This is a genomic window from Streptomyces sp. NRRL S-1813 (genome assembly GCF_000719605.1).
GTDB lineage: Bacteria > Actinomycetota > Actinomycetes > Streptomycetales > Streptomycetaceae > Streptomyces > Streptomyces decoyicus.
The window spans coordinates 407,044-433,571 of the sequence record NZ_JOHB01000002.1; the positions used below are offsets into that span (position 1 = coordinate 407,044).

The 26,528-nt window shown below is 70.0% G+C and carries 21 protein-coding genes and 3 pseudogenes; 13 read left to right on the forward strand and 11 right to left on the reverse strand.

Annotated features, from left to right (window positions below):
* Positions 1-265: 265 nt before the first annotated feature.
* Both IF67_RS40190 and IF67_RS0106530 read right to left on the reverse strand, forming a co-directional pair.
* Positions 266-1,000 (reverse strand): hypothetical protein, encoded by a 735-nt coding sequence (locus IF67_RS40190; RefSeq protein ID WP_030983037.1) that lies wholly within the window; start codon positions 998-1,000, stop codon positions 266-268.
* Positions 1,001-1,874: 874 nt separating this feature from the next.
* Complete coding sequence (locus tag IF67_RS0106530; protein WP_420708609.1) at positions 1,875-2,219, reverse strand: VOC family protein; 345 nt, start codon at positions 2,217-2,219, stop codon at positions 1,875-1,877.
* Between the two features lie 1,063 nt (positions 2,220-3,282).
* Between IF67_RS0106530 and IF67_RS0106535 the strand changes: the two genes are divergently transcribed.
* The gene (locus IF67_RS0106535) at positions 3,283-3,513 is read left to right on the forward strand and encodes a DUF6296 family protein (protein ID WP_030983041.1); all 231 of its coding nucleotides are present in this window, start codon (positions 3,283-3,285) and stop codon (positions 3,511-3,513) included.
* Positions 3,514-3,703: 190 nt separating this feature from the next.
* Here the strand turns inward: IF67_RS0106535 and IF67_RS0106540 are convergent, their stop codons facing one another.
* Positions 3,704-3,994: a hypothetical protein gene (locus IF67_RS0106540; RefSeq protein ID WP_158713046.1), complete on the reverse strand. Its 291-nt coding sequence runs from the start codon at positions 3,992-3,994 to the stop codon at positions 3,704-3,706.
* Positions 3,995-4,279: 285 nt separating this feature from the next.
* Between IF67_RS0106540 and IF67_RS0106545 the strand changes: the two genes are divergently transcribed.
* Positions 4,280-5,131, forward strand: a complete 852-nt coding sequence (locus IF67_RS0106545; RefSeq protein WP_051817669.1) for a GNAT family N-acetyltransferase — start codon at positions 4,280-4,282, stop codon at positions 5,129-5,131.
* A gap of 80 nt (positions 5,132-5,211) precedes the next feature.
* On the opposite strand, the gene IF67_RS0106550 is transcribed toward IF67_RS0106545, so the two are convergent.
* Entirely contained in the window at positions 5,212-5,910 is a 699-nt protein-coding gene (locus IF67_RS0106550) for an aspartate/glutamate racemase family protein (RefSeq protein WP_030983047.1), read from the reverse strand.
* A gap of 436 nt (positions 5,911-6,346) precedes the next feature.
* On the opposite strand from IF67_RS0106550, the gene IF67_RS0106555 reads away from it, so the two are divergent.
* Complete coding sequence (locus IF67_RS0106555) at positions 6,347-7,108, forward strand: chitinase (protein ID WP_030983048.1); 762 nt, start codon at positions 6,347-6,349, stop codon at positions 7,106-7,108.
* Between the two features lie 122 nt (positions 7,109-7,230).
* Here the strand turns inward: IF67_RS0106555 and IF67_RS0106560 are convergent, their stop codons facing one another.
* The gene (locus IF67_RS0106560) at positions 7,231-8,520 is read right to left on the reverse strand and encodes an ATP-binding protein (protein ID WP_030983050.1); all 1,290 of its coding nucleotides are present in this window, start codon (positions 8,518-8,520) and stop codon (positions 7,231-7,233) included.
* A gap of 320 nt (positions 8,521-8,840) precedes the next feature.
* Between IF67_RS0106560 and IF67_RS0106565 the strand changes: the two genes are divergently transcribed.
* From IF67_RS0106565 to IF67_RS40750, 4 genes and pseudogenes are all read left to right on the forward strand, one after another.
* On the forward strand, positions 8,841-9,569 hold the full coding sequence (locus tag IF67_RS0106565; protein ID WP_030983053.1) for a Mut7-C RNAse domain-containing protein: 729 nt from the start codon (positions 8,841-8,843) through the stop codon (positions 9,567-9,569).
* Between the two features lie 714 nt (positions 9,570-10,283).
* Complete coding sequence (locus IF67_RS0106570; protein ID WP_030983055.1) at positions 10,284-11,087, forward strand: hypothetical protein; 804 nt, start codon at positions 10,284-10,286, stop codon at positions 11,085-11,087.
* 125 nt (positions 11,088-11,212) lie between these two features.
* On the forward strand, positions 11,213-11,911 hold the full coding sequence (locus tag IF67_RS0106575) for a class F sortase (RefSeq protein WP_030983057.1): 699 nt from the start codon (positions 11,213-11,215) through the stop codon (positions 11,909-11,911).
* Positions 11,912-13,027: 1,116 nt separating this feature from the next.
* Positions 13,028-13,820: pseudogene (locus IF67_RS40750) on the forward strand (MFS transporter); the annotation flags it as partial.
* 194 nt (positions 13,821-14,014) lie between these two features.
* Here the strand turns inward: IF67_RS40750 and IF67_RS0106585 are convergent.
* A complete protein-coding gene (locus IF67_RS0106585; protein WP_030983060.1) occupies positions 14,015-14,671 on the reverse strand; it encodes a maleylpyruvate isomerase N-terminal domain-containing protein in 657 nt (218 codons plus the stop codon).
* Between the two features lie 80 nt (positions 14,672-14,751).
* Between IF67_RS0106585 and hemC the strand changes: the two genes are divergently transcribed.
* Positions 14,752-15,687, forward strand: a complete 936-nt coding sequence (gene hemC, locus IF67_RS0106590) for a hydroxymethylbilane synthase (RefSeq protein ID WP_030983063.1) — start codon at positions 14,752-14,754, stop codon at positions 15,685-15,687.
* Between the two features lie 210 nt (positions 15,688-15,897).
* Here hemC and IF67_RS0106595 read toward each other — a convergent pair whose 3' ends face one another.
* A complete protein-coding gene (locus IF67_RS0106595) occupies positions 15,898-16,458 on the reverse strand; it encodes a LysR family transcriptional regulator (RefSeq protein WP_030983065.1) in 561 nt (186 codons plus the stop codon).
* Positions 16,459-16,621: 163 nt separating this feature from the next.
* Between IF67_RS0106595 and IF67_RS0106600 the strand changes: the two are divergent.
* Positions 16,622-16,969: pseudogene (locus tag IF67_RS0106600) on the forward strand (hypothetical protein); the annotation flags it as partial.
* 86 nt (positions 16,970-17,055) lie between these two features.
* Here IF67_RS0106600 and IF67_RS0106605 read toward each other — a convergent pair.
* The 3 genes from IF67_RS0106605 to IF67_RS0106615 form a co-directional block, all read right to left on the reverse strand.
* Positions 17,056-18,246: a hypothetical protein gene (locus IF67_RS0106605; protein WP_030983068.1), complete on the reverse strand. Its 1,191-nt coding sequence runs from the start codon at positions 18,244-18,246 to the stop codon at positions 17,056-17,058.
* Positions 18,247-18,320: 74 nt separating this feature from the next.
* A complete protein-coding gene (locus tag IF67_RS0106610) occupies positions 18,321-18,962 on the reverse strand; it encodes a dioxygenase (protein WP_234340992.1) in 642 nt (213 codons plus the stop codon).
* Between the two features lie 581 nt (positions 18,963-19,543).
* Positions 19,544-20,281 carry an SDR family oxidoreductase gene (locus IF67_RS0106615; protein ID WP_030983071.1) on the reverse strand — a complete coding sequence of 246 codons (738 nt, stop codon included), beginning with the start codon at positions 20,279-20,281 and terminating at the stop codon, positions 19,544-19,546.
* A gap of 266 nt (positions 20,282-20,547) precedes the next feature.
* Between IF67_RS0106615 and IF67_RS0106620 the strand changes: the two genes are divergently transcribed.
* The 3 genes and pseudogenes from IF67_RS0106620 (at position 20,548) to IF67_RS44670 (ending at position 22,396) form a co-directional block, all read left to right on the forward strand.
* A complete protein-coding gene (locus IF67_RS0106620) occupies positions 20,548-21,348 on the forward strand; it encodes a helix-turn-helix transcriptional regulator (protein WP_030983073.1) in 801 nt (266 codons plus the stop codon).
* 162 nt (positions 21,349-21,510) lie between these two features.
* Positions 21,511-21,774 (forward strand): annotated as a pseudogene (locus IF67_RS44665) (GNAT family N-acetyltransferase); the annotation flags it as partial.
* A 106-nt stretch (positions 21,775-21,880) separates the two neighbouring features.
* Positions 21,881-22,396, forward strand: a complete 516-nt coding sequence (locus tag IF67_RS44670) for a sterol carrier protein domain-containing protein (RefSeq protein WP_234340993.1) — start codon at positions 21,881-21,883, stop codon at positions 22,394-22,396.
* Between the two features lie 72 nt (positions 22,397-22,468).
* On the opposite strand, the gene IF67_RS38850 is transcribed toward IF67_RS44670, so the two are convergent.
* The gene (locus IF67_RS38850; protein ID WP_037838873.1) at positions 22,469-25,087 is read right to left on the reverse strand and encodes an ATP-binding protein; all 2,619 of its coding nucleotides are present in this window, start codon (positions 25,085-25,087) and stop codon (positions 22,469-22,471) included.
* 573 nt (positions 25,088-25,660) lie between these two features.
* On the opposite strand from IF67_RS38850, the gene IF67_RS0106635 reads away from it, so the two are divergent.
* Positions 25,661-26,407, forward strand: a complete 747-nt coding sequence (locus tag IF67_RS0106635) for a Clp protease N-terminal domain-containing protein (protein WP_030983077.1) — start codon at positions 25,661-25,663, stop codon at positions 26,405-26,407.
* The last annotated feature ends 121 nt before the right edge of the window (positions 26,408-26,528 follow it).

Genomic DNA, 26,528 nt, shown 5'->3' on the forward strand with positions numbered 1-26,528 from the left:
CGTGCTGATAGGCGAGTTTCCTGTTGTTTCGGCCCCGGAAACTACTGCGCCTCGGGGGGAGAGTCAAGGCTGGAGGGTGGGCGTTATCTGCCGTGTCCACTAAGGGAGTTGATGCCATCAAGAGGGGCCGTGGCCGGTTTGGGCACCGTGATGGCTGGGCGACGACGCCGCCGCGGACGGGGGCCGCAGCGGCGGGCCGGCCAGGGAGGGGTGCCGGCGCACGGCCAGGCGTAACCAGGAGTGCTGAGCCCTGTCTTCGACGCTCTCAGGGGTGGTAGTGCTCGACGATCTTTGTCGCGACGCCGCCCTCGACCGTGACCCGGACCTCGAGCGAGTTCATCTTGGCCGCCTCCTCCAGCTGCGCATCGGTGCACGGGGAGGTGCCGTAACCGCTTTCGTCCATGGTGACATTGCCGTTCGACGCGCACATCGCGGCCGCACCCAGGCTCTTGGTCTGCGAGCCGACGAAGAACCCCTGCTCGGGCCCGGAGTCTGGAGCCACGGTCATCTTGCCGGGAGCCAGGTACTTGAGGACGCCGTTCCAGGTGCCGCTCACACCCTTGCCCTGGGACGCAGACCCGGCCCCGGCCGCCGAGCCGCCACCTGCGTCCGTACCGCCGGTGTGGTCGGCGCCGCCCGTCCCACCGTCGCGATCCGTTTTGTCATCACTCGCCCCGCCGCTGTCACCGCCGGCCTTCCCAGGTGCAGACGGCTTCCGGCTCGGCGTCGACTTGTCCTTGGCGCGGGGTTCGTTCGCAACATCGCCCAGGGCCGCTGCCTCGTCCGCCAGGCGTGAAGGATCGGGGCTCGACGAGACCTTGGTGCTCGCCTTCGTGTCGTCACCGCCGCTGCCGCAGGCGGTCAACGAGAGTGCGGCCACGGCGACCAGCGAAGCGGCGGCGACCCGGCGCCCACGGCGTAAGGCGGAGCCGGCGGTGGGGGCGGATCCGGTGGCGCTGTGGGCGTCTGCGTCGACGTCGGAGACCTTCTTCCAGGACATGAAACCCCTTTTATGTGCAAGGTGCCGCACAGCTTCTCTGGGGAATGCGCCGTTGGCCGCGTGGAGTCGGTGTTGGCATGGGCGCAGGCGCGTGCGTGTGCGTGTGGTTCGGGCGATGGACGATGGGTACGGCCTTCGTTCCGCTTTCGTGAGCGGTACAGGCGCCAGCTTGGCGCCGGCCACTGCCGATCTACTAACGCACCACTAACGCAGTCTTCGCAGCCGCTTGTTCACCGCAGGCCGAGCCTGGAGCGTGGGGCTGTCACAGACACTGTCCGGGAGGCGGGAGGCGGGAGGCGGGAGGCGGGAGGCGGGAGAAGGCGGACGGCACGCAGGCCGGGCGCGGCCGTTGCGTTGACCGTGCGCGAACCTACGCCGCCTCGACAACCTCCGAGCGCACCGCCAACGTCCAGATCTCCAGCAGGACCGCATACTCCGCCATGTCCTGAGCCGACCACGCCACGCCGCGGCGGGCGCGCACAAATCGCCGGATCGATTCGTTCGCCTCGGAAGCAGGAACGGGCGCCCCCGTAGGGGCAGAAGGAGTTGGGGACATATGAGCCATGCTAGGGGCAGACACTGACAACGCGGCCCCGCTCGCGGCCTCCCGGTGGTTGCAGCCGGTGCCCCGGCCGACGCCCCTGCGCCATCTCAACTTCCTGACCAGCAGAGACAGTCGGCCCTCGGCTCGGCCTTTGCTGCCTGCATGTGTCCATTCCCACACGCTCCGCGGTCACCCTCGGTCACTCAGCGGCGGTAGCCCCGGTCGCCGGAACCAGGCCTGTATCGCCGGCCCAGTAGCCCAGTAGCCCAGTAGCCCAGTAGTCCAGTAGCCCAGTAGCCCGGCACGCCCCGGCACGCCTCTCTCCGTCCTTCAATGGAGGAAGAGGCAGAAGGGGTGCCCCGCCGGGTCAAAGAGCACCCGAAGATCGTCCTGCGGCTGGTGTGCGGCGCGCGTGGCACCTGCTGCGACCGCATACGCCTCGGCCTCGGCCAGGTCGTCGACGCGTATATCGAGATGCAGCATCTTCTGCTGCTCCTCGGGCAGTTCCGGCCACACCGGGGCCTCGTATTCCGGCTCGGACTGGAAAGAGAGCCCCGTTCCTCCCTCCGGGCATCTGAGCAGCACCCAGTCCGGTTCGCTGATTTTCACCTCCCAGCCGAGCAGTCGCCCATAGAAGTCCGCAAGCACATGAGCGTCCGGGCAATCCAAGACCACCGTCGTAAGCGAAAACCGAGGTTTTCTCGCCACCATCGCTCCTATCAACAGACCGAATTGACACACCAACCGGAAACGCCGCCTCGATAAGCCAACGCGACAACCCAGGGGACTCGGAATCGTCAGCGGCTGTCCATACGGTGGACGGCCAATACCGTAGCTGGCCATACGGCGGCAGGGCCCGTGGCCGTGTCCTGGTCGAGGCTGATGAAGATGGCGCGGTGGCTGGGTGGTGGCTGCGCGGACGATAGCCCGATCGGGTGATGCTCGTCCTGGGCTCTCGCGGCTGGCGCCGACGGCCCACACCTTCCGTCGCGGCCGGTGGCGAGGGCCTGGCCCCGCTTCATCGCATGCGGGTGCGACCGTCACCTCATCTTTCTCGGGCGGGATGGCTCTCCATGAGCACGCCGCCGAGTTCCGCCGTGCCCGCCGTTGTCAGTGGTGCCCCATACGGTGGCTCCCGTAAATATCCGAGCTGCTGGCGCTACTCGGACCCGCCCCGCTCCTGTGACAGCGCACGGGAGCGGGGCCACACATCCGGCCCGCACCCCTGCCGCTGCGCGGCGCCGTCCCGCCCCGCCCGGCATCGAGCTGCCCCGTACCGCCGCGCACCGCCCCGCACCGCAAAGAGCGTGCCGTGCCTCCCCGCTCATGGAATTCCTTGAGCGTCTCGCCCAGGCCGCACGGCCGAGCCGGGCCCGCTGAGGCCCCGGGGCCCGCCCAGTCCGCCCGGCGCACGCAGTGCGGGCAGTGCGGGCAGTGCGGGCAGTGCGGGCAGTGCGGGCAGTGCGGGCAGCGCAGGCAGTGCAGGCAACGCGGGCAGCGCGGCGCCAGCCGATCGTCCGCCGTAGATCGAGCCCAGCCGGCCGGCCTCCTGGGCGGGCAGCTCGGTATACGCCCCCGAGGCGACATACGCCCGCCAGGCGAGGAAGCGACCGTCCGCGTCCTCCTCAGGCGCGCAGGGCCCGTGTGGGCGAGGATGGAAGAACCGCGGTGCAGTGGCGCGCGTACAGGGGCGGCGGGGGACGCCCGGAGCACCTGCCCAGTCTTGTCGGAGGCCTCGATGGATTATCCGGAATGCTATGAGCTGGTATTTCAAGCTCCTGCGGTCGAGGACGACGTGGTGATCGTCCGTCGCACCGAGCGGGCCGGAGCGGGCGGCTATCCGGTCTACGAGGACGAGTCGGGGATCGTGCGCGCGGAAATCAGCGACCGGGGAGAGGTCCGCATGCTGGCCAGCGGGGGACATCAGATGCTCAGGACGCCGCTGCTGGCGCGACCTCTCACGCCGTGAGGGCTTTCCGGAGTCTCGTCCGGCAGTGTTGGACGGGCAATTACCCTTACGTTGCGTAAGCGCCTATTTGCGTTGCGTGCAATTCGCGGGGCGAGAATCATCGATCAGTCATCTCGAGCGGCACAGGCGCGCAGCTCGCTCCGCCCGTCAGGTTGTCCTCTCCGCCGCCGCCCCCACGCCTGCACGGTTATCAGAGCCCGCGCAGATGATTTCGCCTTTTGGGTGTCCGTCGACCGTCGGGCATGGTGGCGTTCTCGCCGTCCTCATTGCTCTCGCCGTGCGCGCTGTCCACGTCGACCGCGTTGGCCTCACCGTTCCCGGTGGGAGCGGAGCCAGTATCGGGGTCGGGATCGGCCTGGGGCTCGGATTGCGACCCGGGGGCGGTGGTCCGGCCTTCGAGGGCAGCCATGGCGCGTTCGAGCGTCTCACCGGTGACCTGCATCCGGATCCTGGCCAGTCGTTCTAACTCGGTACGCGACACCACGTCAGCGTACCTGCCGCGAGTTCAAACCTCGGCATGACCCAAGAATCCGTGACGATGGGGGAGTTGGTGGTCGCATTGCGCTCAACCCGGGCGATCCCAACCTTGAAGACAGGCCCTGGCTAGAGGGCTCCGCCTTACGGCTTCGTTCGCGAGAGGGCGGTCGGCAGTTGACCAGCGCTCCGTCCAAGAGCTGTTCGTTGCCGGGCGTTCATGGGGGCGGGCCGCCGCTGCCGGTGGCGGGGTGGATTAATCCGTGGCAGTGGTTTGCGGTCTGCTGCTTGGATGCGCGGTGTGACTTCTGTAGATCTTGACGATCGTCGTGCATTGCTGGACCAGCTCGAGGCGTACTACGACGCTGTCCCCCGTTCCGGCGCCCGGGCCGAGGACTTCGGGTCGTTGACGCTGTTCGTCCGGGAGGGGCAGGGGTGGCCCTTCTACGCCCGCCCGACCCTGGGGCGGGAAGGAGTGGCGAGCGCTGACGAGGTGACCCGAGTGCGCGCTCGGCAGCGGGAGTTGGGCATCCCGGAGAGTTTCGAGTGGGTTGCCGAGACCGCGCCCACGCTGAAGGCCGCGGTCGAGCAGACGGGGCTTGCGGTGCACGCGCACCCCTTGATGGTGCTGGGCCCGGACGCTCCGACCCCTGAGGTGCCCGAGGTGGCCGAGGGTGTGGTGCTGCGGACCGTCGGGCCGGACGACCCTGTGCTGCCCGGCGCGCTGGCCGTCCCTCACCTGGCCTTCGCCGATCCCGGGACCGGTGTGGGTGTGGCAGGGGTGGCGGAATTGGACGAGGCGGTGCGGAGCAGCGCCGGTGACGGGTCGGTGGAACGCTCGGCCGCACGCATGCGGGCCGGCCTGACGTGTGTCGCCGCCGCGGTGCAGGACGGCACGGCGCTGTGCGCCGGTCAGCACCAGCCGGTCGGGAAGGTCAGCGAGATCGTCGGAGTCGGAACTCTGCCGACCGCACGCCGCCGCGGTCTCGGGCTCGCGGTCACCGCGGCGCTGGTGGCGGACGCACGCTCGCGAGGCATCGAGACGCTCTTCCTGTCCGCGGGCGACGACGATGTCGCACGGATCTACGCCCGGCTCGGCTTCCGCCCCGTGGCCACCGCACTGATCGCCGAACCCGTCGAGTAGCTGCTCGCGGGGCCCGTAACCCGTGATGCGCGACGGCATTACGGGCTACGGGCTACGGGCTACGGGCTACGGGCTACGGGCTACGGGGCGTCGGCGAGGGCGCGTGTGACGGCTGCTTCGGCGTGCAGCCGGGTGGTGGGGAAGACCGGGACCGGGCTGTGCTCCGGCTCGATGAGCAGCTCGATCTCGGTGCAGCCCAGCACGATGCCCTCGGCTCCGGCGGCGACGAGATCGCTGATGACGGCCATGAATGCCTGCCGGGATGTCTCGTGGACGATGCCCTGGCACAGCTCCTCGTAGATTACGCGGTGGACGGTTCTCCGCCCGGCGGCGTCCGGGACGAGCACGTCCAGACCGTGGCTCTCGAGTCGCCCGCGGTAGAAGTCCTGCTCCATGGTGAAGGCGGTGCCCAGCAATCCGATGCGGCGCAGACCGCTGGAACGTACGGCGTCCGCTGTGGTGTCGGCGAGATGCACCAACGGGACGGTCACGGCAGCGGACACCTCGTCGGCGACCTTGTGCATGGTGTTGGTACAGAGCAACAGCATGTCCGCGCCGGCCGATTCCAGTGCCCTGGCGGCTTCGGCGAGCACCTGGGCGGCCTGTTCCCATCGTCCCTCGACCTGGAGGCGTTCGATCTCTGCGAAGTCCACGGAGTAGAGCACACACTTCGAGGAGTGCAGGCCGCCCAGCCGCTCGCGCGTCAACTGGTTCAGCAGCCGGTAGTACTCCGCCGTGGACTCCCAGCTCATGCCTCCGAGCAACCCGATCGTCTTCATCGGGCCACCTTCGCACAGGACGCGGGCTGTTGCGTCAGCACTACGGGGCCGTGGTCGGCCTTGCCGTGGTCCCGGTCTTTCGCGGGGGTCTGACGACGACCGCTCCCGGGCCTCTCCATGGAGGGGGCGATGGGACGGCGCATTGGTATGGACATGTTCAACGTGCTGCCCATAACCTGGCGTTGGTCTAGACCGCAGCTCCTCGTGGTCCCAGTCCGTCGCAGCTGAGCCGTGCCCGTACCTGTCCCTGAACGTGCCGCTTGGTCGATCCGCGCTCCCCCCTCGTGCCGCGGGGGAGAGGAGTTGATTCGTCGCCGAGGCAAGTCGATCCACGTCAACTCGCGTGTCCTGTAAGGCGATTCGCTCATTCGGCATTTCCCCCACATGCAGTGGCCGCTCCTGTCCGGAGGCCGGCCGCGCGAAGGAGTCACCGCACATGAGATCGCGTATTGCCGCACTGTTGGGCGCCGCCGCCGTAGCCGCAAGCGTGGCCCTCGTCGGGCCGACGATGCCCGCGGCCGCCACGCCGGCCTGCTCCGGCTGCGCCGTGGCCCCGGCCGGAACCGACACCCGCGCCGAGGGGTTCGTCGTCAGCGAGGCGCAGTTCAACCAGATGTTCCCGAACCGGAATGCGTTCTACACCTACAGCGGACTGACCGCGGCGCTCAGCGCTTATCCGGAATTCGCGAACACCGGGAGCGACACCGTGAAGCGCCAGGAGGCCGCGGCCTTCCTCGCGAACGTCAGCCACGAGACCGGTGGCCTCGTCCACGTCGTGGAGCAGAACACCGCGAACTACCCCCACTACTGCGATACCAGCCAGCCGTACGGGTGCCCGGCAGGGCAGGCCGCCTACTACGGCCGCGGCCCGATACAGCTCAGCTGGAACTTCAACTACAAGGCAGCGGGTGATGCGCTCGGCATCGACCTGCTGAACAACCCCTACCTGGTGGAGCAGGATGCCGCCGTCGCCTGGAAGACCGCCCTTTGGTACTGGAACACACAAACCGGGCCGGGCACCATGACCCCACACCACGCGATGGTCAGTGGCGCCGGGTTCGGTGAGACCATCCGCAGCATCAACGGTTCCCTGGAGTGCAACGGCGGCAACCCCGGCCAGGTGCAGAGCAGGATCAACGCCTACCAGAGCTTTGTGCAGATCCTGGGGACCACGCCTGGCGGCAACTTGAGCTGCTGACGAGGGAGTGGTCGGGTGGGGCCGGCCCCGGGCGGTCCCTCATCCACGGCCAGGCCAGGCCAGGCCAGGCCAGGCCAGGTCAGCGCAGGCCGTTGCCAGGAGCGTTGCGCCGCGTACGGGCGTCAGCAACGGGCATGGGCTGTGATGTCCGCGTCGAATTCGTCGATCATTGCGGGGGTGACGCTCGGCCGGCACTGGGCGATGGCGGCGAGATAGTCCTCGGTGCTCGCCCCGAGCCGCCCGTGCACGCCCGCGCCGACGCCGATCGCCTCCAGATCCCGCTCGAAGGAAGTCTGGGCGGCCACCCGGGCGGCGTGTTCGATGTCGGCCGGGGTGAACAAGTCACTGGCCGCCACCAGCGCGGCCACATCCACATCGGCCCGGCCGTCCGTGTACCGGGACCAGATGGCCGCTCGGGCCGCTGTGTCCGGCGTACCGATCGGGATCAAGTAGTCGAACCGGCCGGGGCGCAGGAAAGCCGGGTCGAGCGAGCGGATGGAGTTGGTCGCGCACACCAGCAGCCGTTCGTCCCGCTCCCGGAAGCCGGGTATCAGTTTGAGCAGCTCGTTGGTCACGCCGTGCAGCCCGCCCGGTTGTGCGGGCTCGCTGCGGAGCGGCGCGATCTCCTCGACCTCGTCGATGAAGACGAGGACCCGCTCCAGCTCCGCGATCCGGGCGAACGCGCTGCGCAGGGCAGCTGCCAGATTGCCCTCGTCAGCCAGCCGGGACGGCAGGAGCTCGACGAACGGCCAGCCGAGTCTGGCGGCGATACCACGGGCGAAGGTGGTCTTCCCGGTTCCCGGCGGACCGAACAGGGCGATCGCCCGCGGCGGCCTGACCCCGTGCCGGGCGGCGCGCTCCGGCTCCGCCAGCGGCAGCACGACACGCCGCTCGATCAGGTCCTTCTCCGCTTCCATGCCGGCCACCTTGGCCCACAGGTCGGTGGGCAGGAACCGTCCACCGAGGTCCTCCAGGAGGCTGGCCGCGGGCCCGTGATGCGGCTCGACCTTCTCGAAGTAGGCCACGGCAGGCTGCCGGGTATAGCCGGCGTTGAGCAGTCCCTCCCCGAGAAGATCTTCTTCGGGGAGCACATACGCGATACGGCTCACCCGGGCGGCGATCAGCCGCCGCTCCAGCTCCACCAGCAGAGCACTCGCCAGCCCCCGGCCGCGCCAGGCCGAAGAGATCGCGATCCGCATCACCCAGCCCCGCTCACCTGCGACGCACGCGAGCGCCGCCCCGATGGGCGCGCCCTGGTGGACGGCCACCACAGCCGGCTGCCGAGAGGTCAGCGCGCTGATGCACTCGGCGAGCGAGAAGACGGACTCCTGCCCGAGTTCGGCCGTGGAGTCGATCAGGTGGACCACTTCGGCGAGATCGTTCTCGCGGTAGTCGTGGATGAGCCAGTTCACCGGTACCGCCCCTCATTGGTGATGTTGGTGATGTTGGTGATGTGGTGGCAGTGAGGCTAGGGGCGGCGGGGGAGCGGGTCCCGCTCCATCGTGAACAATCCGGGACGCGGATCGCTACGGTCCGTACGTAGCCAGATCCGCCGTGGCTGCGGTCGGCCCGCGGCGCGCCGCACCCGGGCTGCCAGGCGGGACTTTGCGGACAGGCTCAGGACCGGTCCGGCGGATCCCGGTCGGAGGTGGGGCACCCGGGCCTGGCTCTCCCCTGTGACCGGCCAGAATGCACTGGCTGGCCCGGTCCGCGCGATGGCATGCTGTCCGGCGTGAACGGTCCTGAGATTCATGTCAGCTTCGCCCCTGAGCTGCACCTTTTCGTCGCGTCGAAGCACACCACCACCGCACCTGCGCCCGTGGTGACCGACGGGGCGTCGACGCTCGGCCATGTCGTCGAGTCGCTCGGCGTTCCGCTCACCGAGGTCGGGCGTCTCGTCGTGGACGGTGCGGAAGTTCCCGGCTCCCATGTCCCGGGAGCGGGTGAGACCATCGCGGTGCACGCTGTCGAGCGCCCGCAGCGGATCCCCGGCGCTCCCCTGCGCTTCCTGCTCGATGTGCACCTCGGAACCCTTGCGCGCAGGCTGCGGCTGCTCGGCGTCGACGCGGCGTATACGAACGAGGACCCCGGCGACGCGGCGCTGGCGGCGCTCTCGGCGAAAGAGCGACGGGTGCTGCTCTCCCGGGACCGGGGGCTGCTGCGACGCCGGGAGATCTGGGCGGGCGCTTTCGTCTACAGCGACCGGCCCGAGGACCAACTCCGGGACGTACTGGGCCGCTTCGCTCCCGCACTCGCCCCGTGGACGCGCTGCACCGCCTGCAACGGCCGGCTGGCGGACGCGGACAAGAACTCGGTCCGGGAGCACCTCGAACACGGCACTCAGCACACCTATGACGTCTTCGCGCAGTGCACTGCCTGCGGGCGCGTCTACTGGCGGGGGGCCCACCATGCCCGCCTGGAGGCAATCGTCGAAGAGGCACTCCGGGACAGCGCCACCTGAGGTGAGGTCAGGCGAGGGGAGATGCGGCCCTCGATGATTTCAGGAGAAGCAGAGACCGCCTGCCGGATCGGCCCCACGGGCGTACGGATTCCGCAATTCGGGTGGGTGGGACCACCTGTGAGGCGCGGCTGAACGACGCGGCGGAAAAGGGCTGTTGAGGATCTTCCCCCCTGGGCCGGACCAGGGTCCGCCTGGGCGGTCTGCTGAACTAGCCTTTGCTGTACGGGAGTTCGTCTCAATTCATGCGCTACGTGTGCTACGTGCGCTACGGAGTGACGGCAGCCCGCCAGAGCCGGCATCCGCGAGACACAGGGCGGGGGCCGTGGGCTTGCCCCGCATCCATCGCGTCGGGTTCCCCGTCGAAATTCACTCGCCGACCGGCCCTCGTCCCGGCACACGCACGGGGCTGTCGCACCATCGGCGTGTCGCGGAAAGCCCCGCTCGCCGCGCTCGTTCACGGCTGAATTGGACCGCCGTGGAGGGCTGCGAAAGTGCCTCTAGCCCAACCGTTACGCGACACGCCGACGACGCGCGCCATCCAATGGGTGAATCCACCGCCTTGGGCCACCCGAAGAGCCCATGGCGTCCCTCGAATGCGACGTTCTCCGGTGGTGCGAGGCCGCGATCCGGCTGACGGTGATGACGTCGCCACTGCGATCCGATGAGCCGACAAAGAGTCAGCCTTCGCAGTCGCGCCGAAAGGAACATGTCCCCATGCGCACTGCTCGCACCCTGTTCGCCTCAGCCGCCGTTACGGCGGTGCTTGCCATCTCCGCTCCCGCTGCGAACGCCATGATCACGGCGGACATTGCCTCGGACAGCGCTTCTTCCGTCAGCAACAACGACCACGACAGGAACGGCGACCGCGACCGTGACCACGGGCGGGACAACGGCCGTGACCACGGACGTGACAATGGCCGTGGCGACCACCGTCGTGACAACTGCCGTGACAACGGTCGCGGCGGGTACGGCCGTGACAACGGCCACGACAATGGACGTGACCGTGGCAACGGCCGCGACAACGGCCGCGACAACGGCCGTGACAACGGCCGTGACCACGGCCGCGGTGGATACGGCGACCGCGACCACGGCCACGGCCACTGGGGTGACAACTGCGACCGCAGGCCGAGCGGCGGTATGCACACCGGTGGCGGCGCCATGGCCAAGACCGTGCTCGCCGACTGGGACCAGAGCAGCGGCTACGGCGACGACCACGACAAGCACGGGCGCGGCGGCGACCGCGACCGTGACCACGGCCGCGGCGGGTACGGCGACCGCGACAACGGACGTGACCACGGCCGGGGTGGCTACGGCGACCGTGACCACGGTGGCTACGGCGACCGCGACCACGGTGGCTACGGCGAGCACCGCAAGCCGCACGGCGGCATCCACACCGGTGGTGGCGGCCTGGCGACCGGTGGCGGTCTGGCCGCCGGTTCGGTGCTGATGCTCGGTGGCCTCGGTGCCGGTGCGTACATGCTGCGTCGTCGCAACACCTCGGGCGCTGCGGCGGCCTGACCCGGCTGCCCCATGCGGGAGCCGCTGTGCTGTCGCGGCCACCGTTCCTCGCGGACGGTGGCCGCGGCGACGGCATTACCGCCGCTCCTCGCGCCTCCCCGCCCCGTTCATGAAAGGCACCTCACATGACCGCCCAGCAGTCGCCCCAGCCGAATTCGCACCCACCTCGGACCGCCTCCGCGTCCCGCCCCGTCGGCCGCGGCCTGCTGTGGTCTGCGGGAGCGTTTCTGCTGGGCTCCCTGCTCGTCTACAACTCCGTGGACACGTCGGCAGACCCCAAGCCGCAGTCCCCGTCCGCCGTGGCCTCCTCCGCCACTCCGAGGTCGTCCGCCTCCCCGGCGTTCCCCGACCTGGCTCTGCCCCGTTCCGCGCCGAAGCGGGTGCGGATTCCGGAGATCGCCGTCGACGCGCCCTTCACCCAGCTGACCATCGGCCCGACCGGACAGCTCGGTGCGCCGCCCGCGGGGGACAAGAATCTCGTCGGCTGGTTCAAGGACGGCGCGGCGCCGGGCGAGCGCGGCTCGGCGATCATCGCCGGGCATGTGGACACCAAGACCGGCCCCGCGGTGTTCCTGCAACTGGAATCGCTCAAGCCCGGCAGCACGATCAACATCACCCGTGAAGACGGCGTCATCGCGACCTTCAAGGTCGACTCCGTCGAGACCTTCAACAAGGCGAAGTTCCCCAGTGACCGGGTCTACGCCGATGCTTCCACCGCGCAGCTCCGTGTGATCACCTGCGGTGGTGCATACGACAGGAAGGTCAAGGACTACGTCGACAACATTGTGGTGTTCGCCCACCTCGCCTCGTTCAGACAGGGCTGATCCCCGCGACGCGCATGAGTCATCCGGCAGGGCTGAGTCATCGGACTCACCTCACTCGCCTGACGCGTCCCGCACCCTGAATCGATTCCTCACGCCGGGCCGGGCTCGCTTCGTATCCCGCAGGCCCCGCAGACCACGCAGGCACCGCACCCCATGGCAAGCCCAGGTTGACCCCCGGTCAGCCTGGGCTTTGTCATGGTCGGCGCCGGACCGGACCGGAGCAGCCGGGTGAGCCGCTCAGGTAGCGGGCGCGGCCAGGGGCGGGCGTCCCACCGGGCAAAGCCGTCGGCCGCGCGTGGCTACGGGCTGATGCGGCGGTGTGCTGATGCGGCCGCGATCGGCCGACTCACTCGCGTACGAGACAGAGGGCGGGGGAGGGGGCCGGGCGTGACCCGCTTCGGAGAGGGGGCGCTCCGGCCGGACCACGCGGTCGGGCGCGCCCGAGCCTGACGGGGCCCCACCCTCATCCGGGGCCGGCCGGCCAGCGCAATGCGCGACCGTGACCCGTATAAATTGTCCGTTGAACTGTGTCTTCCGCGAACGGGGCGATGACCCGGGCGCACAACTTTTCCGGTTCGCGGTGCCCTTCGCGGTCCGGCACCCATGGCCTTATCAGATCCCGTGCTCCGCCACCTGAGACGGAGCACGGGAAATGAGCGCAGCGCGCCGCTGGGGGGGCGGGCTGCGCCGGGCAAGCGGGACCCCCGGCGCCAGGTGCACCACGTAGGCCTTCTCCCGGAGACTGTGACCTTCGAGACCGGCCATCACCGCTTGAGGCCGATCATCAGGAATCCCATGGCCCATGAATGGCGGCGGTGCCAACTCCTAAGGATTCCGACAATCCCTTCCGCCCCCGGGCCTCTCCCGCCCCATGAAGCCGACAGGCTGTCAGCCGGTGCGACACGCGGTGCCGTGGCATTCTGCCGATACGGATGCCAGGGGAATAACGAACCGTCAATGAAACCATTGGCGCGCCGCTGATCTGCCGACGAGGCATTCATGAGGCACCCGATTCAGGCCTGTTGACGGGATGACATGAGCGCTGGACGCCAAGACCCGTCGAATCCGCGCAAGGGCCGGAAGCCGGCCCGCGGAGGCACTCCCGCCACCGACCGCATGCTCCGCATTCTGCTGCGCTGCCGCAAACGGCCGCTGAGTGCCGAGGATGTGACGCTCACCGACCGGCCCGCCGTGCACAAGGCAGTGTCAGCGGCGGCACTGGGCAACACCCTGGAGTGGTTCGACTTGGGGGTCTATGCCTATCTGGCCGCACCTTGGGAAAGGTCTTCTTCCCGTCGAGTTCCCCCGGGGCCCAGGTGGTCTCGACGTTCGCCACATTTGCCGCGGCGTTTCTCGTCCGGCCGCTCGGCGGCCTGGTATTCGGCCCGCTCGGCGACCGTATCGGCCGTAAACGCGTACTCGCCGCCACCATGATCATGATGGCGATCAGCACCTTCGCGTCATCCTTGCCGTGCCCGCCCGTGCTTCTCATCCGCGGCGGCGGCATCCTGCTGCCGGCCTTCGGATGCCTGATCCTCGGGCTCTTGCTGGTGTCGCGGGTACGTCCGCCTCGACACTGCCCGCACTGTTCCCGACCCGGCTGCGCTACGGCGCGCTGTCGATCGCCTTCAACATCTCGGTCTCGCTCTTCGGCGGTACGACACCGCTCATCGCCTCCGCGCTGGTGCAGGCGACCGGCGACCAGTTGGTCCCCGCCTACTGCCTCATGGTCGCCGGTGTCATCGGGCTCATCGCCACCTTCTTCCTGCACGAGACGGCGGGAAAGCCGTTGCGCGGCTCCGGCCCGATGGTGGAGAGCGAGGAGCAGGCCCAGGAGCTGGTGGCCAAGAGCCGTACCGAAGCGGGGCAGCGGGCCAGGGACCTCTGGCTGCGGCTGCGGCACCCATGGGCGCGGCGCTGAGCGTGCCGACGGGCAGCGTGCTCAACGGCTCGGCCAGGCCCGACGCTCACCCGGCCGGCGCAACCGCCCCGGACTGATCCTTCGCCAGGGCCGATCCTCACCCGGGACTGATTTTCGCCAGTAAGCGATCCTTCGCCCGGGACTGACCCTTCGTCCGGAACCGAACCGTCGACGCCCGGTACTTATGCCCGGACCTCCCCGTACCAGCGCCACGTGGTGCGGTGAGGGCGCCCCGGCAGTTCCGCGCGTCCGGTGGCCCACAGCAGGGTGCGCCAGGGGTCGGCCGCCTCCGTCACGTCCGGAAACAGCCGGGCCAGTACCCGTGTGCACAGATCGGCGGGCGGGTTCCAGGCGAGCCCGAGTCCCTCCGCCAGATCGTGCGTGTGCACCAGGGTCTCCACGGTGCCCATCGCGGCGAAGCCCTCGGGATCCGACACCCCGAACACATGATGGGCGCGCACCTGCGGTGGCATCGTACGGACCATGGCCACCAGCAGCGCGCCGCTCGCCTCCAGCACCTGGAGCAGTCCGCCAGGACCCGCCGCACGGTCGGCGTGCACGGCATTGGCGGGGCCGCCGGGCCGTCGGCTCTCCCAGACGAAGGGCACATTGCCCTCCAACGGCGGCTTCCTCGGGCCCAGTTGGACGGCGTAGGCGAAGAGGTCGTCGCTGAGGTGCTCGACGGTCTCCCAGCAGTCCCACTCCAGTGAGCCCGCCTTGCCGTCCCACGCCGTCGGGGGCGCCTCGCGCAATACGGTCACCGCGAGCTGTACGGCGCGGTCCAGATCGTCCGCGGCTACGGCGGACGGCGGGAGTTCGGCTTCGGTTGATCGGGACATGCTGGGACCGTACCGGAGTGCCGGTGGACTCGGGGCCTGCTGGTGGCCGTCGGACCGATCTGACGGTCTATCGTGGGCGCATGTCCGCCCCTGAACTGATCCGTATCGTCTCCCGCGACTCGCCGATGGCCCTGGCCCAGGTGGAGCGGGTCCGCGCCGAGCTCGGCGCCCTCCACCCCGGCATCGCCACCGAGGTCGTCCCGGTCAAGACGACCGGCGACCGCTGGATGGGCGCCCTCTCCCAGGTCGAGGGGAAGGGGGCGTTCACCAAGGAGGTGGATGCCGCCCTCCTGGCCGGCGAGGCGGACCTCGCGGTGCACTGTGTCAAGGACATCCCGGGTGACCGCCCGCTGCCGGCCGGCACCACCTTCGCCGCCTTCCTCGAACGCGATGACGTCCGGGACGCGCTGATCCACCCCGGCGGGCTCACCCTCGACGAACTCCCCGAAGGCACCCGGATCGGCACCTCGTCGGTCCGCCGGAGCGCACAGCTCGCCGCCTCCCACCCGCACCTTCAGTGCGTGCCGATGCGCGGCAACGCCAACCGCCGGATGGAGAAGCTTGCAGCCGGTGAGGCGGATGCGCTGCTGCTGGCCGTCTCGGGGCTGGAGCGTATCGGCCGTACGGATGTGATCACCCAGGTCCTGTCCGTGGACGAGATGTGCCCGCCGATCGGTGCGGGCGTGCTGGCTCTCCAGTGCCGCGAGGACGACACCGACACCATCGACGTGGTCAGCGGGCTGGGTCACCCCCAGACGTTCCGGGAGACCACCGCCGAACGCATGCTGCTGCACGTTCTCCAGGGCCATTGCAACAGCCCGATCGCCGGCTACGCCAGGACCGACCGCCGCGGTGAACTGTCCCTGCGGGCCTGCGTCTTCACCCCGGACGGCAAGACGGTCCTCAACGCGCACGAATGGGCCGGGCCGCTCACCCCGGAGACGCTCGGCACGTCCGTGGCCGTCGCCCTGCTGCGCCAGGGCGCCCGCGAGCTGATCGACGGCATCGCGCACTGAAGTCCGTTCCCCGGAGGGCTGGTTCCTCGGACGGGGTGGCCGGCACCGGCTCTCCGGGCTCCGTGCTCTCTCCGGACTCCGTGCTCTCCGGACCCCGGCTCGGTGTCTTGGCCCGGGGCCGGCGGCGAGGGGCCTCGGCAGCTGTCGGCATGTGCCCGGTCCCCTCCCGTGCCGATGCCGTCCTGCCTCCCTCGCGCGCCCGGCCGACCGTCAGGATGCCGCCACGAGGGCAGCGGCGAGCCGAGCCGTCGGCCCGTCCGGCATCTCGTTGTGCAGTGCCTCGATGCGGTGGACCAGACGTGGGGTGCGGAGGGGAACCGCATGGATGCCGGGCAGATCGTCGAACTCCCGCTGGGGGAGCAGGGCGAGGCCGTGTCCGGCGGCGATGAGCGCGGTGAGTCCGCGGACATCGGTGCCTTCGTAACGCAGGGATGCGTGGTAGCCGTCGGATCCGCTCGCGGTCCGTAGTTGTGCGAGCGGAATCGCGGTGTCGGGTGCCTCCCGGGTGGTGGGCGCCGTGGTCAGCCGGGCCATGTCCGCGCGGGCGGCGTCCCATCGGAGCAGCAGGGGCCTGGCGTGTTCGAGGAGCCGGATGCCGGCGCCGGTCGGGGCCACCGGCCGCCGTTGCAGCAGGACCGCTCCGAGATCCTTTTCGAGCGCGGCAATGTGCTGGGAGACCGCCGACTGCGTATAGCCGAGCTCGCGGGCCGCCTCGGAGAACGATCCGTGGCCGGCCACCGCAACGAACGTACGGAGAAGATGCGGATCCATGCCCTGCCCCCAAGTCCTGTTGGCTTTACCGGTATCGAGCCACCGCCGCCTGATTCGGCCCGACCCCTCTCATCAGTATCGCTAATGGGAGGGTCATGGATCATCGTTGGCGCTGAACTCGGTTGCCGGGTCAGGATGCCCGTATGTCCGAACCGCAGCCCTCCCGCTGGCCTGCTCCCTCGTCGGCCATGAAGGCGCGGTCGAGGTGACCCCCGGATCGCTGGCGGAGCGCGTGCTCGGGGCCGAGCGGACCGTTGAGCGCTACCACTGTGCGTACGGCGCCGACCCGGCCTGTCCGGACGTGTTGCGTACGCACGGAATGCACTTCAGCGGCGTCGACGAGGCGGGCGACGTACGCATCGCCGAGCTGCCGGACCACCCCTTCTTCCTCGCCACCCTGTTCCAGCCGGAACTCGCCGGCGACGGCAGGCGGCCTCATCCGATCATCCGGGCATGGGCGTTTGCGGCGGCCGAGCGGGCCGCCCGGCGGTCCGCGGCGGCGCTCGGGTGAGCGAGGGCGGTTCGGGCCTGAGGGGCCGGGGCCGACCGCCGGGGTGGGACGAACTCCCCCGCTCCATCCCAGCGGTGGCCCTGGGCTCAGCCCTTCAGCCGGGTGATCGTCGGCACGAGGTCTCCGTGTTCGGCGATACCCGCGGCCCAGAGATCGGCGCTCTTGGGCACGGTGGTGAAGCTCCGTACGACGATGCCCGGGGCGGAAGCCGTGTCCCACCGGTGGTTCCGCCCGTCCCACCGCAGGGCCACGGGCGCGGCGCCCTTACCGCCGACGGCCCAGAGTTCGCCGTTCGCCGCCTTGCCGACGGCGCGCAGCCGGCCGTCGGCCACGTTCGGCGTCGTGGCCGTGGTCCAGGCCGTGCCGTTCCAGTGCGCGGCGAAGGGACGTTCCGCGCTGCCGGACGTACTGCCGCCCACCGCCCAGATGTCGTCGGGGGCGAACGCGGTGATCCCGCCGAGCCAGGTGTGGGAGTCCTCGGGGCCGGGCACGGTGACACGCTTCCAGCTCGTGCCGTCCCAGTGCAGCAGCAGTGCCGTCTGCGGTGACTTCGCGTCGGCGGCGTACGCGGTGCCGGCCGCCCAGATATCGTCCGGAGCGACGGCGGTGACGCTGCTGAGTTCGCCCTTGCCGACGTCGGGCAGGGTCTGCCGGTGCCAGCTCTTGCCGTCCCATGACTGGACGGCCGGGACACCGTCCTTGACCGACCGGTTCATCGCCCGGCCCACCGTCCAGGCCTTCCCGTCGGATGTCGTCGTCACGGCGTCGGGAACGACCCGGCCGCCCGGGTCGCGGTCCAGTTGGCGGGTGGTCCAGCTGGTGCCGTCCCAGTGCACCGACGCGCTGCCCACCGCCCAGATATCGGAAGCCGTCCGGACGGCCAGGGCCTGCGGAAAGCTGTTCTCCGGCAGGGTGGACTCCTGGGCCCAGGACGTACCGTTCCAGCGCAGCGCGACGGCCTCGAGAGCGGTGGCACTCTTCAGCCGATAGCCCACCGCCCAGGCCTGTTGGTCACTCAGAGCCGCTATCGCGGTGAGATCGCCCTTCGTCATGGGCACCGGTGTCGTCTGCCACCGGCCCGCACGTGACGCGGAGGATGCGGGAGACGAGTCGGGGGCGGTGTGGGACGAGGCAGCAATTGTCGTTGCCGCGGATGCGGCCGGTTCACCGTTGAGGCCGGTCAGCACCAGCGTTCCGGTGACCGCGGTGGCGGCCAGTGCCGCCAGCAGTGGCACCCGGCCGGGACGCCGCCGGGGCAGGGAGGTGCTCGAGGGCATACGGACTTCCTCTTGTCTGGGGGGCTCGGGTCCGAGCGGGGGCGGCGACTGGGGAGCGTCCGACCGCCGGCTTTTCAGACCTTGGTAGTGATCACGAAGTCGAAGGTGCCGGTGTAGCGGCCGTCCTTCGGGCCGGTGAGGCCGATGGTGCAGGCGCGGTTGAGCAGCCGGTCGGCGGCGTTGAGGGCGGCGAAGTCCCTGCCGTACGCCTGGGTGTCGTCGGGGAAGTACAGCTGGGTGACGAGCACGGGACCGCCCGACGCCTGCACCTGCGTGTGGATATGCGGTGCCCGTTGGCCCCAACGGCCCCAGTAGTCCCGGGGAATGATCGTCTGAAGCCGATAGCCGCCCCTGCTGTCCGTGTACTGATGCCCGCGGAGCGAGAACCCCGAAGTGTCGTAGTCGCCGTTCTGATCGCACTGCCAGAACTCGATGAGCGTTTCGGGCAGCGGTGTGCAGGCGGTGTCGTACACGACTCCGCTGAGGCCGAGCCGTACTCCGCGAGTCGCCGGCGTGATCAGATCGCCCCGTGCGGGGGAGTTGGGCTTGAACAGCGGGCCCTCGATGGACTCCGGGGTTTCCTGGCCCGAGCAGGCCGGGGTGACGGCGAGGGGAAGCGTCGCTCGGCGTGGCGACGAGGGGCGGCTCGTCTCCGCGGCCTCGGCCGCAGGGCCGGCCACGGCAGCCACGCCCGCCCCGAGCGCGACCGAAGTCACGCCGATGGAAGTGGACCTGATGAAGGACCTCCTCGAACTTCCCTGCTCGCTGCCTGCCCGTGACGGTGGCTGCGGGCCGGTCGCAGCCCCCGGGCTCGTATCGTCGGCGTACCGCATCGCATCTCCTTGCCGGAAGGAACTCGTTGACGGGGCACCCCACGGGTGTGGGTCGTCCTTGACGGCCGGGTCAGCGATGATGACGTGACGAACGGCTGACGATGACTGTCCTCGGCGGTGTCCTTGTGACAGTCATGCCTGTGACGCCCACACCCCCTCCTGACGGTCGTCCCTGTGCCGGACGGCCCTCGGCGGGATGGCGGAGGACCGCGGTACGGCCGCCCCACGTGAGGTGCGCTCTCCCGCTCAGCCTCCGGTGCCGCGCCAGTCCCCACATCGGTCGGATGACCGGTGAGTTGCCCGCGTGACGAAACCTCGGATGGGGGCAGGGGAAGGGCCAGGGCCGGGGTCACGGCCACAGCCAGGGTCAGGGCCACGGCCACGGCCGGGCCGGTGGGGGAGTCCCGCCGTAGCGGACTCCCCGCAACGGCCCGGGCCTCGGAACCGCTCACAGGCGAGGAGTGTCAGCTCTGGGCGGTGGGCCGGACGACAATCTCGTTCACATCGACCGTGGCCGGCTGCTCGATCGCGAACGCGATGGCCTGGGCGATCGCCTCAGGCGGAATCGCGATCCGGTCCCTCATCTCCGTGATCTGCGCTCTGACCTGCGGATTCGTTGATGTCTCGGCGAAGTCGGTCCCCACTATGCCGGGCGAGACGGTGGTCACCCGCAGGGAGTCGCCGGCCTCCTGGCGCAGGCCTTCGCAAAGGGCGCGGACCGCGAACTTCGTACCGGCGTAGACCGCCATGTTCGGCACGATGCGCAACGCGGCCGTGGAGGCAGTGGTGATGAAGTGTCCGGTGCCCTGCGCCCGGAAGACCGGTAGCGCGGCACCGATCCCGTGCAGCACACCCTTGATGTTGACGTCGACCATCCGGTCCCACTCGTCGACGCGCAGATCGTCGAGCGGCGAGATCGTACCGACCCCGGCATTGCTGACCAGCACGTCGAGCCGGCCGAATCGCTCACCGGCCAGCGCGACCAGGGCGTGCAGGTCGTCCCGCCGGGTCACGTCCGTGCGCGTCTGCACGGCCGAGCCACCGGCCTTCTCGATCCGGGCCACCAGATCCGTGAGCCGCTCGGACCGCCGCGCGCCCAGGACGAGCCGCGCGCCTCGCTCGGCGAGCAGCAGTGCGGTCGCCTCGCCGATGCCACTGCTGGCCCCCGTGATCGCCACGACCTTGCCGTCGATCCCCGACATGATGTCTGTTTCCGACATGACGACTTCCTCTTCCCTCTCGTTACCGGGTTCCCGTCGTTACCGGTTCCCGTCGTTACCGGGTCCGGTCGTTACCGGGATCCGGGCAAGCGCCGGAACCCGTCCGCGCGCCAGGGGCGCCGGACGCCGGGATGAGCCGTCCACCGGCTCTCGGTGAGGGCTGCAACCCCCACTCAGGCACCAGTCTGCGCCGGCTTTAGCCTGGTATACAGAGCGCGTTCATTCTGGAACCAGAGGTGCCATCCACCATGCCGAAACAGCCGGACCAACGCCGTGAGCTGAGCGCTTTCCTGCGCAGCCGCAGAGAGCGGATCACCCCCGACGAGGTCGGCCTGCCACAGACCGGTCGCCGCCGGACGCCGGGACTCCGCCGCGAGGAGCTCGCACTGCTCGCCGGGATCAGCGCCACCTGGTACACCTACCTCGAACAGGGCCGGGACATCCGCGCCTCGGACCAGGTGCTCGACGCCCTCGCCTCGGTGCTTCGGCTCGACCGCCACGAACGCGGGCACCTCTTCCAGCTCGCCGGTCACGCGCCGGCGGCCGAGGCCGAGGAATCCGAGCCGCTCGCTGCCGAGGTGGCGGCCGTCCCGCTGCTGATCCAGCCGCACCCGGCGTACATCATCGGCGGCAACTATGACGTGCTCAGCTACAACCAGGCGGCCGACGAGCTGTTCCCGCGCCTCACCGCGGCCGTGGACCGACCGGCGAACTTCGCCCGCTGGGTGTTCCTCGAACCTGCGGCCCGGGATGTTGTGGTCGACTGGGAGCCCGAGGCGCGCGGCCTGCTCGCCCGGCTGCGCACGCTGGCCGGACGCCACCCCGGCGACCCCCGCTACACCCGGCTGATCGACGAGCTGAACGCGGGCAGCCCGGAAGTGCGTGACTGGTGGCCGCGATACGACGTACAGGCCCGGCACGGCGGACGGAAGCGGCTGCGGCGCCCGGGACGCGGCGCGATCGACTTCGCGTATACCGCATTCCACCTGGCCGAACAGCCGGAACAGACGTTGGTGATTTACTCCGACGAACGGGAATCGGTCGGCTGAGGCGGACTGGCCCCCGGCGACCGCACAGAGCGCAGCACCGGGTCAGCGTCTCGACCGGCCAATTCGATCGTGCGGCGGCGCGATCTCCGCTACACAGGAACGGTGAGTGACCCTTATCTGCTCCGTCCCGTCACCGATGACGAGTTCGCACCATGGGCCCGCATGGTCGCCAACACCTACAACGAGGACCGGTCCGACGAGGAACTGGCTGACAGTCGAGCCACTGTGGAACTGGCGCGCACGATCGGTGCGTTCGCCGGCGAAACCCCCGTCGGCGGCACCGCGGCCTACGCCCGCTGCCTGGCCGTCCCCGGCGCCGTCCTCCCGGTCGCGGGCGTCACCTGGGTCGGCGTGGCCCCCACCCACCGGCGCCGCGGCATCCTCACCGCGATGATGCGCAAGCAGCTCACCGACCTGCATGAGTGCGGCGGCGAGCCGATCGCTGTGCTCCGTCCCTCCGAAGCCGCCATCTACGACCGCTTCGGTACCGGCCGCTCCTGGGACAGCCAACAACGCAAGCGCGGTGCAGGTCATGGAGTTCGTGACGACCTGCCACCAGGCGTACGCCGCACTGTGGCGCTTCCTCGCCGGTATCGACCTCGTGCCATGGATCGAGTACGAGGCGGCGGTCGACGAACCGCTGCCGCACCTGCTGACCGATCCCCGTGCGGTGCGCTCGACGCAAGTGGACCGGCTGTGGGTACGCCTGGTCGACGTCGACCGGGCGCCGGCCGGGCGCCGCTACGCAACGCCGCTGGACCTCGTCCTGGACGTGGAAGACAGCTTCTGCCCCTGGAACACCGGGCGCTACCGGCTTCAGGCCGACGGTGACGTGGTCGCCTGCGAGCGCACCCATGACCCCGCCGGTCTCCGGCTGACCTCAACCGAGTTGGGCGCTGCCTTCCTCGGCGGCACCACTCTGGCCTCCCTTGCGGCCGTCGGCCGAGTCAGCGAACTGCAACCGGGTGCCCTGGCACGCGCAACGAGCGCCTTCCGCGGAGACCGGGAACCGTTCTACCCGGGAGGATGGGCGTTCCCGGCCTACTGAGCCGCCGCGTCCATGGCTCTCTGCGGGCACTCGGAGGACCGGACGAGCCGGGGCGGCCGGCTTGAACCAGGCTCAGTTGCCGGGCTCGGAGCCTCCCGGCCGTCTCGCAACCCGGACGGCTATCTGCGTACGGGACCTGACCCCCAACTTGTCCCGCACCCGGTCCAGATGGGCGGCCACGGTGCTCTTGGAGAGGCCCAGATGGGAGGCGATCTGTTGATTGGTCATGCCCTCGGCGACGAGTTCCGCGACGGCCGACTCCCGCCCGGTCAGCGGGGGTTGGCCGACCGTGGCGACCCGATCACGGATCTCGTCGTGGTCGCTGCCGTGGACCAGGGAACGGACCTGAGTGCCGCGCAGTGCATACGCGACCAGCCGCGCGCCGCGCAGTCGACGTCCGGCCGCCATCGCCGCACTGACTCCGGACGGATGAACCCGCTCCTTGACCCGTGCCACGACCGCCTCCACCTGCCCCCACCAGTGAGCTTCCGGCTCCGTGTCGATCCGACGCCGTATCGCGGCGGCCGCCGCGTACAGCCGTAACGACCGCTGTAGCTCCCCACGTTCGGCTGCCACCATGACCAGACCCTCCAGCGGATAGAGCGCATGAAAGCTCTCCCCGGCAGGCGTCTTGAGCAGCACCTCGGCGAACCGCCGCTCGGCGGCTGCCAAGTCGCCCTGCGCCAGCCGGATCGCCCCTTCGGTGTGCAGAGCGGCCGTCAACTGGCCTGCCGGGGCATCCGCTTCCAGCGCGGGCAGGCACTCCTGCATCAGCCGCTCGGCCTCCGCGGTCCGGCCCGTCTGGAGCAGCGCCCAGGCCAGATGGTGCCGGCAGAGTGCGAGATCCAGTGGACGGCCGAGCGTACGGACCACAGCGAGGCACTCGGCGAAGACGGCGACGGCGTCGGAGAACTCGCCCCGGCACAGCCGAGCGGCCGCCAGCGCATCCAAGGCATTGGCCAGCCTGGCCGGATGCCGCCCCGCGCGCTCGACGGCGACGGCCTCCCGGGCGAGGTCGAGGGCCGCGGCATGGTCGTCCTGAAGACAGGCCGACCGCGCGGCCAGCGCCAGCGCCGCGCCCCGGTCCTCGTACTCCTGCACCCGCTCCAGCACCCCCGACAACAGAGCACGCGCGGACGTCAACTGCTCCTGCCGGTACTGCAAACGGGCCAGCGCGAACGCGAGCGGGACATGCCGGCCGTCGGCACGCGACGCGGCGTAGGCGACGGCCGCCGCGAGGTTCTCCTGCTCCTCGATGAGGGGCCCCTCTGCGGTGTCGGGGAACGCCCCTGACACGGCGGCTCCGGCAGCCTGCCCGGCCAGCCAGTCGAGCGCCCGGCCCCAGGTGTCGTGCAGCTCTCCGGCTTCCGCCAGCCGGTCCATCCCATAGGCCCGGATGGCACTCAGCTGCCGGAACCTCGCCGCGTCCCGCGGCTCGTCCCCGCGTACCCGGACGATCAGGGACTTGGCCTCCAGCGCGCAGATCACGCGCAACACCTGCTCGGGGCGTATGAGGTGGTGGGGGCCCGGGTGACCGATGCCGTGCGTGCGGGGGACGATGTCGTGGGGGCCGACGATGTCGTGGGGACCTCTGTCTTCGGCCCCGTCACCGCTTCTCTTTCCGTCGGCGCAGACTGCGGCCGCTCCCTCCGCGTTGAAGCCGCCCCCGAGCACGGACAGCCGCCGGAACACCACTCTCTCCAACGGATCCAGCAGTCGATGGCTCCAGTCGATCGCCGCCCCCAGCTCACGATGCCGGCCCGGTCCGGTCCTGCTGCCATCGGTCAGCAGGGACAACTGGTCGTCCAGGCCGTGCAGGATGCCGGTCAGCGAGAGTGAGCCCGCGCGGCCCGCCGCCAGTTCGATGGCCAGGGGCAGCCCGTCCAGCCGTCGGCAGATCTCGGCCACGGTGCGAGCCTCGCCGCGCCCGAGCTCGAACGTCGCGTCGCTCGTCCGGGCGCGCTCCAGGAACAGCCTGACCGCCTCCGAGCGCAGCAGCCCGGCCAGGTCGTGGTCCTCGCCTGTGGGCGTCAGCGACAGTTCGGCGACACGGAAGACGACCTCGCCGGGGACCCGTAACGTCTCCCGGCTGGTGGCGAGAATCCGCAGTCGGGGGCAACGGGCGAGCAGCGTAGCGGCCAACTGTGCGCAGGCGTCCGCCAGATGCTCGCAGTTGTCCAGCACGACCAGCATGGTGTGGGTCCCCAGCGCATGGACCAACGCCTCGACCCCTGCCCGGCCTCCGCGCTCGCGCACCCCGAGGGCCGCGGCAAGAGCCTGCGGCAGCAGCTCGCCGTCTCGCAGTGAGTCCAGTGCCACCCACTGCGCGCGGCCCGCCCGCGCGCCCCGCACACTGCCGACGAGCTCCAGTGCCAGGCGTGTCTTGCCCACTCCGCCGGGTCCGGTCAGCGTCAGCAGTCGCGAGGACCTCAGCAGCGTACGTAACCGGGACAGCTCTCGCTCGCGCCCTACGAAGGCATCGAGCGAGGGCGGCAGTCCCCGACCTGCCGGCTCCGCCTGCGCCGGGGCGTGACGCACCGCGCGCTGCCGGAACGCGCGTTGCCGGCAGGCACGGGAGCAGTACCGCGCGGGCCGGCCGCCCGGAGCCTTGCCGCCGCTTGTCGCCCGTGAGGGCGTCGGGAGCGGCGCACCACATGCTTCACATCCCTGCGACTTCGCCACACCAGGCATCCTGCCTAACGCGCGGCACTCGCACCAGCGTTGCTCTCCGGCACGTCCGGGATCCGCCCAGCCGCGCGCAGCTGTCTCAGTCGACGAGACCGGCGCGGAACGTCAGCCGATTCGTACGGAGGGCTCGGACCGCGGCGCTGGATAAATGATCTTCCGGGGTTGGTGGACTCGACCCGCTCGCAGCTCACATCATGCGCCGCCAGGATCTCCAAGTAGTCCTCCACCCGGTCGATGAGATGCACAGCGGTGGCCTTGAACCACGCCACCGCCCCCGGGTTGAGGTCGTGATCGTAGATCGTGGGGTCGCCTCACCCACGAGAACTCCTCCAGCTGATGTGTCGGGAAGGAAGCGGACCGGCCGCGGCCCAAGCTGTCGCCGGGCTCATCTTCGTCGAGGAGGCCGCGGCGCCTCATGCTTCTTCGCCGATTTGGGCTCCCGGCATGTCACCCCCCATGTCGCTCCCGTCATGTCGCTACGGCGGTGTGCGCGGTGCCCAACTGGAGGCCGTGGCGGGGCAGATAGGTGTCAACTCAGGGTTGACGACCCCTGGCTGTCAACCTAGGGTTGCCCCCATGGTGAATCCCCTTCGCATGACCAATTCGGTCCGGCTCGACGACCTGATCGAAGCCATCAAAAAGGTCCACTCCGATGAACTGGAACAACTCTCCGACGCGGTGATCGCGGCGGATCACCTCGGCGATGTGGCGGACCACCTGATCGGTCACTTCGTGGATCAGGCACGACGCTCGGGCGCGTCGTGGACGGACATCGGCAAGAGCATGGGGGTGACCAGGCAAGCGGCGCAGAAGCGCTTCGTTCCCAAGGCTTCCGGCGAACCGTCAGGCCTCGACCCCAGCCAGGGCTTCGGCCGGTACACCGACCGGGCGAGGAACGTGGTGGTGTCGGCGCAGAACGAAGCCCGTGCCGCAGGCAACGACGAGATCCGGCCCGAGCACTTGGTGCTGGGGCTCTTGCGGGAGCCGGACGGGCTCGCCGCACGGGCGATCACCGCGCAGGATGTGCCGCTGGATGCCGTGCGCCAGGCAGTGGCCAGGGTGCTGCCGCCGGCGGCCGACGAACTGCCCGAACTCGTCCCGTTCGATGCCGCGGCGCGGAAGGTACTGGAACTCACCTTCCGGGAAGCCCTGCGCCTGGGCCACAACTACGTCGGGACGGAGCACATACTGCTCGCGCTGCTGGAGCTCGAGGACGGCGCAGGCATACTCACCGGCCTCGGTGTCGACAAGGCGACCTCCGAAGCCCACATCGGCAGCGCCGTCGCCGCCATCCTTGCCGCCCACGAACAGAAGAACCCTTGAGCGGCACTGAGCCCTTTCCCGCCTGAGGCTGACGCGAGGCGGAGGGCGAGTACCGCTTGGCGACGATGGTGGTGATGCGGGTGGTGCCGCATCGGAGTGTGCCGGAGGCGGAGGGCAGATC

What these genes read in the sequence shown, in the direction of transcription:
- IF67_RS40190 (WP_030983037.1), bottom strand. Translation starts at nt 1,000, where the DNA reads ATGTCCTGGAAGAAGGTCTCCGACGTCGACGCAGACGCCCACAGCGCC.
- IF67_RS0106535 (WP_030983041.1), top strand. Translation starts at nt 3,283, where the DNA reads ATGGATTATCCGGAATGCTATGAGCTGGTATTTCAAGCTCCTGCGGTC.
- IF67_RS0106545 (WP_051817669.1), top strand. Translation starts at nt 4,280, where the DNA reads ATGCGCGGTGTGACTTCTGTAGATCTTGACGATCGTCGTGCATTGCTG.
- IF67_RS0106550 (WP_030983047.1), bottom strand. Translation starts at nt 5,910, where the DNA reads ATGAAGACGATCGGGTTGCTCGGAGGCATGAGCTGGGAGTCCACGGCG.
- IF67_RS0106555 (WP_030983048.1), top strand. Translation starts at nt 6,347, where the DNA reads ATGAGATCGCGTATTGCCGCACTGTTGGGCGCCGCCGCCGTAGCCGCA.
- IF67_RS0106570 (WP_030983055.1), top strand. Translation starts at nt 10,284, where the DNA reads ATGCGCACTGCTCGCACCCTGTTCGCCTCAGCCGCCGTTACGGCGGTG.
- IF67_RS0106575 (WP_030983057.1), top strand. Translation starts at nt 11,213, where the DNA reads ATGACCGCCCAGCAGTCGCCCCAGCCGAATTCGCACCCACCTCGGACC.
- IF67_RS0106585 (WP_030983060.1), bottom strand. Translation starts at nt 14,671, where the DNA reads ATGTCCCGATCAACCGAAGCCGAACTCCCGCCGTCCGCCGTAGCCGCG.
- hemC (WP_030983063.1), top strand. Translation starts at nt 14,752, where the DNA reads ATGTCCGCCCCTGAACTGATCCGTATCGTCTCCCGCGACTCGCCGATG.
- IF67_RS0106595 (WP_030983065.1), bottom strand. Translation starts at nt 16,458, where the DNA reads ATGGATCCGCATCTTCTCCGTACGTTCGTTGCGGTGGCCGGCCACGGA.
- IF67_RS0106605 (WP_030983068.1), bottom strand. Translation starts at nt 18,246, where the DNA reads ATGCCCTCGAGCACCTCCCTGCCCCGGCGGCGTCCCGGCCGGGTGCCA.
- IF67_RS0106615 (WP_030983071.1), bottom strand. Translation starts at nt 20,281, where the DNA reads ATGTCGGGGATCGACGGCAAGGTCGTGGCGATCACGGGGGCCAGCAGT.
- IF67_RS0106620 (WP_030983073.1), top strand. Translation starts at nt 20,548, where the DNA reads ATGCCGAAACAGCCGGACCAACGCCGTGAGCTGAGCGCTTTCCTGCGC.
- IF67_RS44670 (WP_234340993.1), top strand. Translation starts at nt 21,881, where the DNA reads ATGGAGTTCGTGACGACCTGCCACCAGGCGTACGCCGCACTGTGGCGC.
- IF67_RS38850 (WP_037838873.1), bottom strand. Translation starts at nt 25,087, where the DNA reads ATGCCTGGTGTGGCGAAGTCGCAGGGATGTGAAGCATGTGGTGCGCCG.
- IF67_RS0106635 (WP_030983077.1), top strand. Translation starts at nt 25,661, where the DNA reads ATGGTGAATCCCCTTCGCATGACCAATTCGGTCCGGCTCGACGACCTG.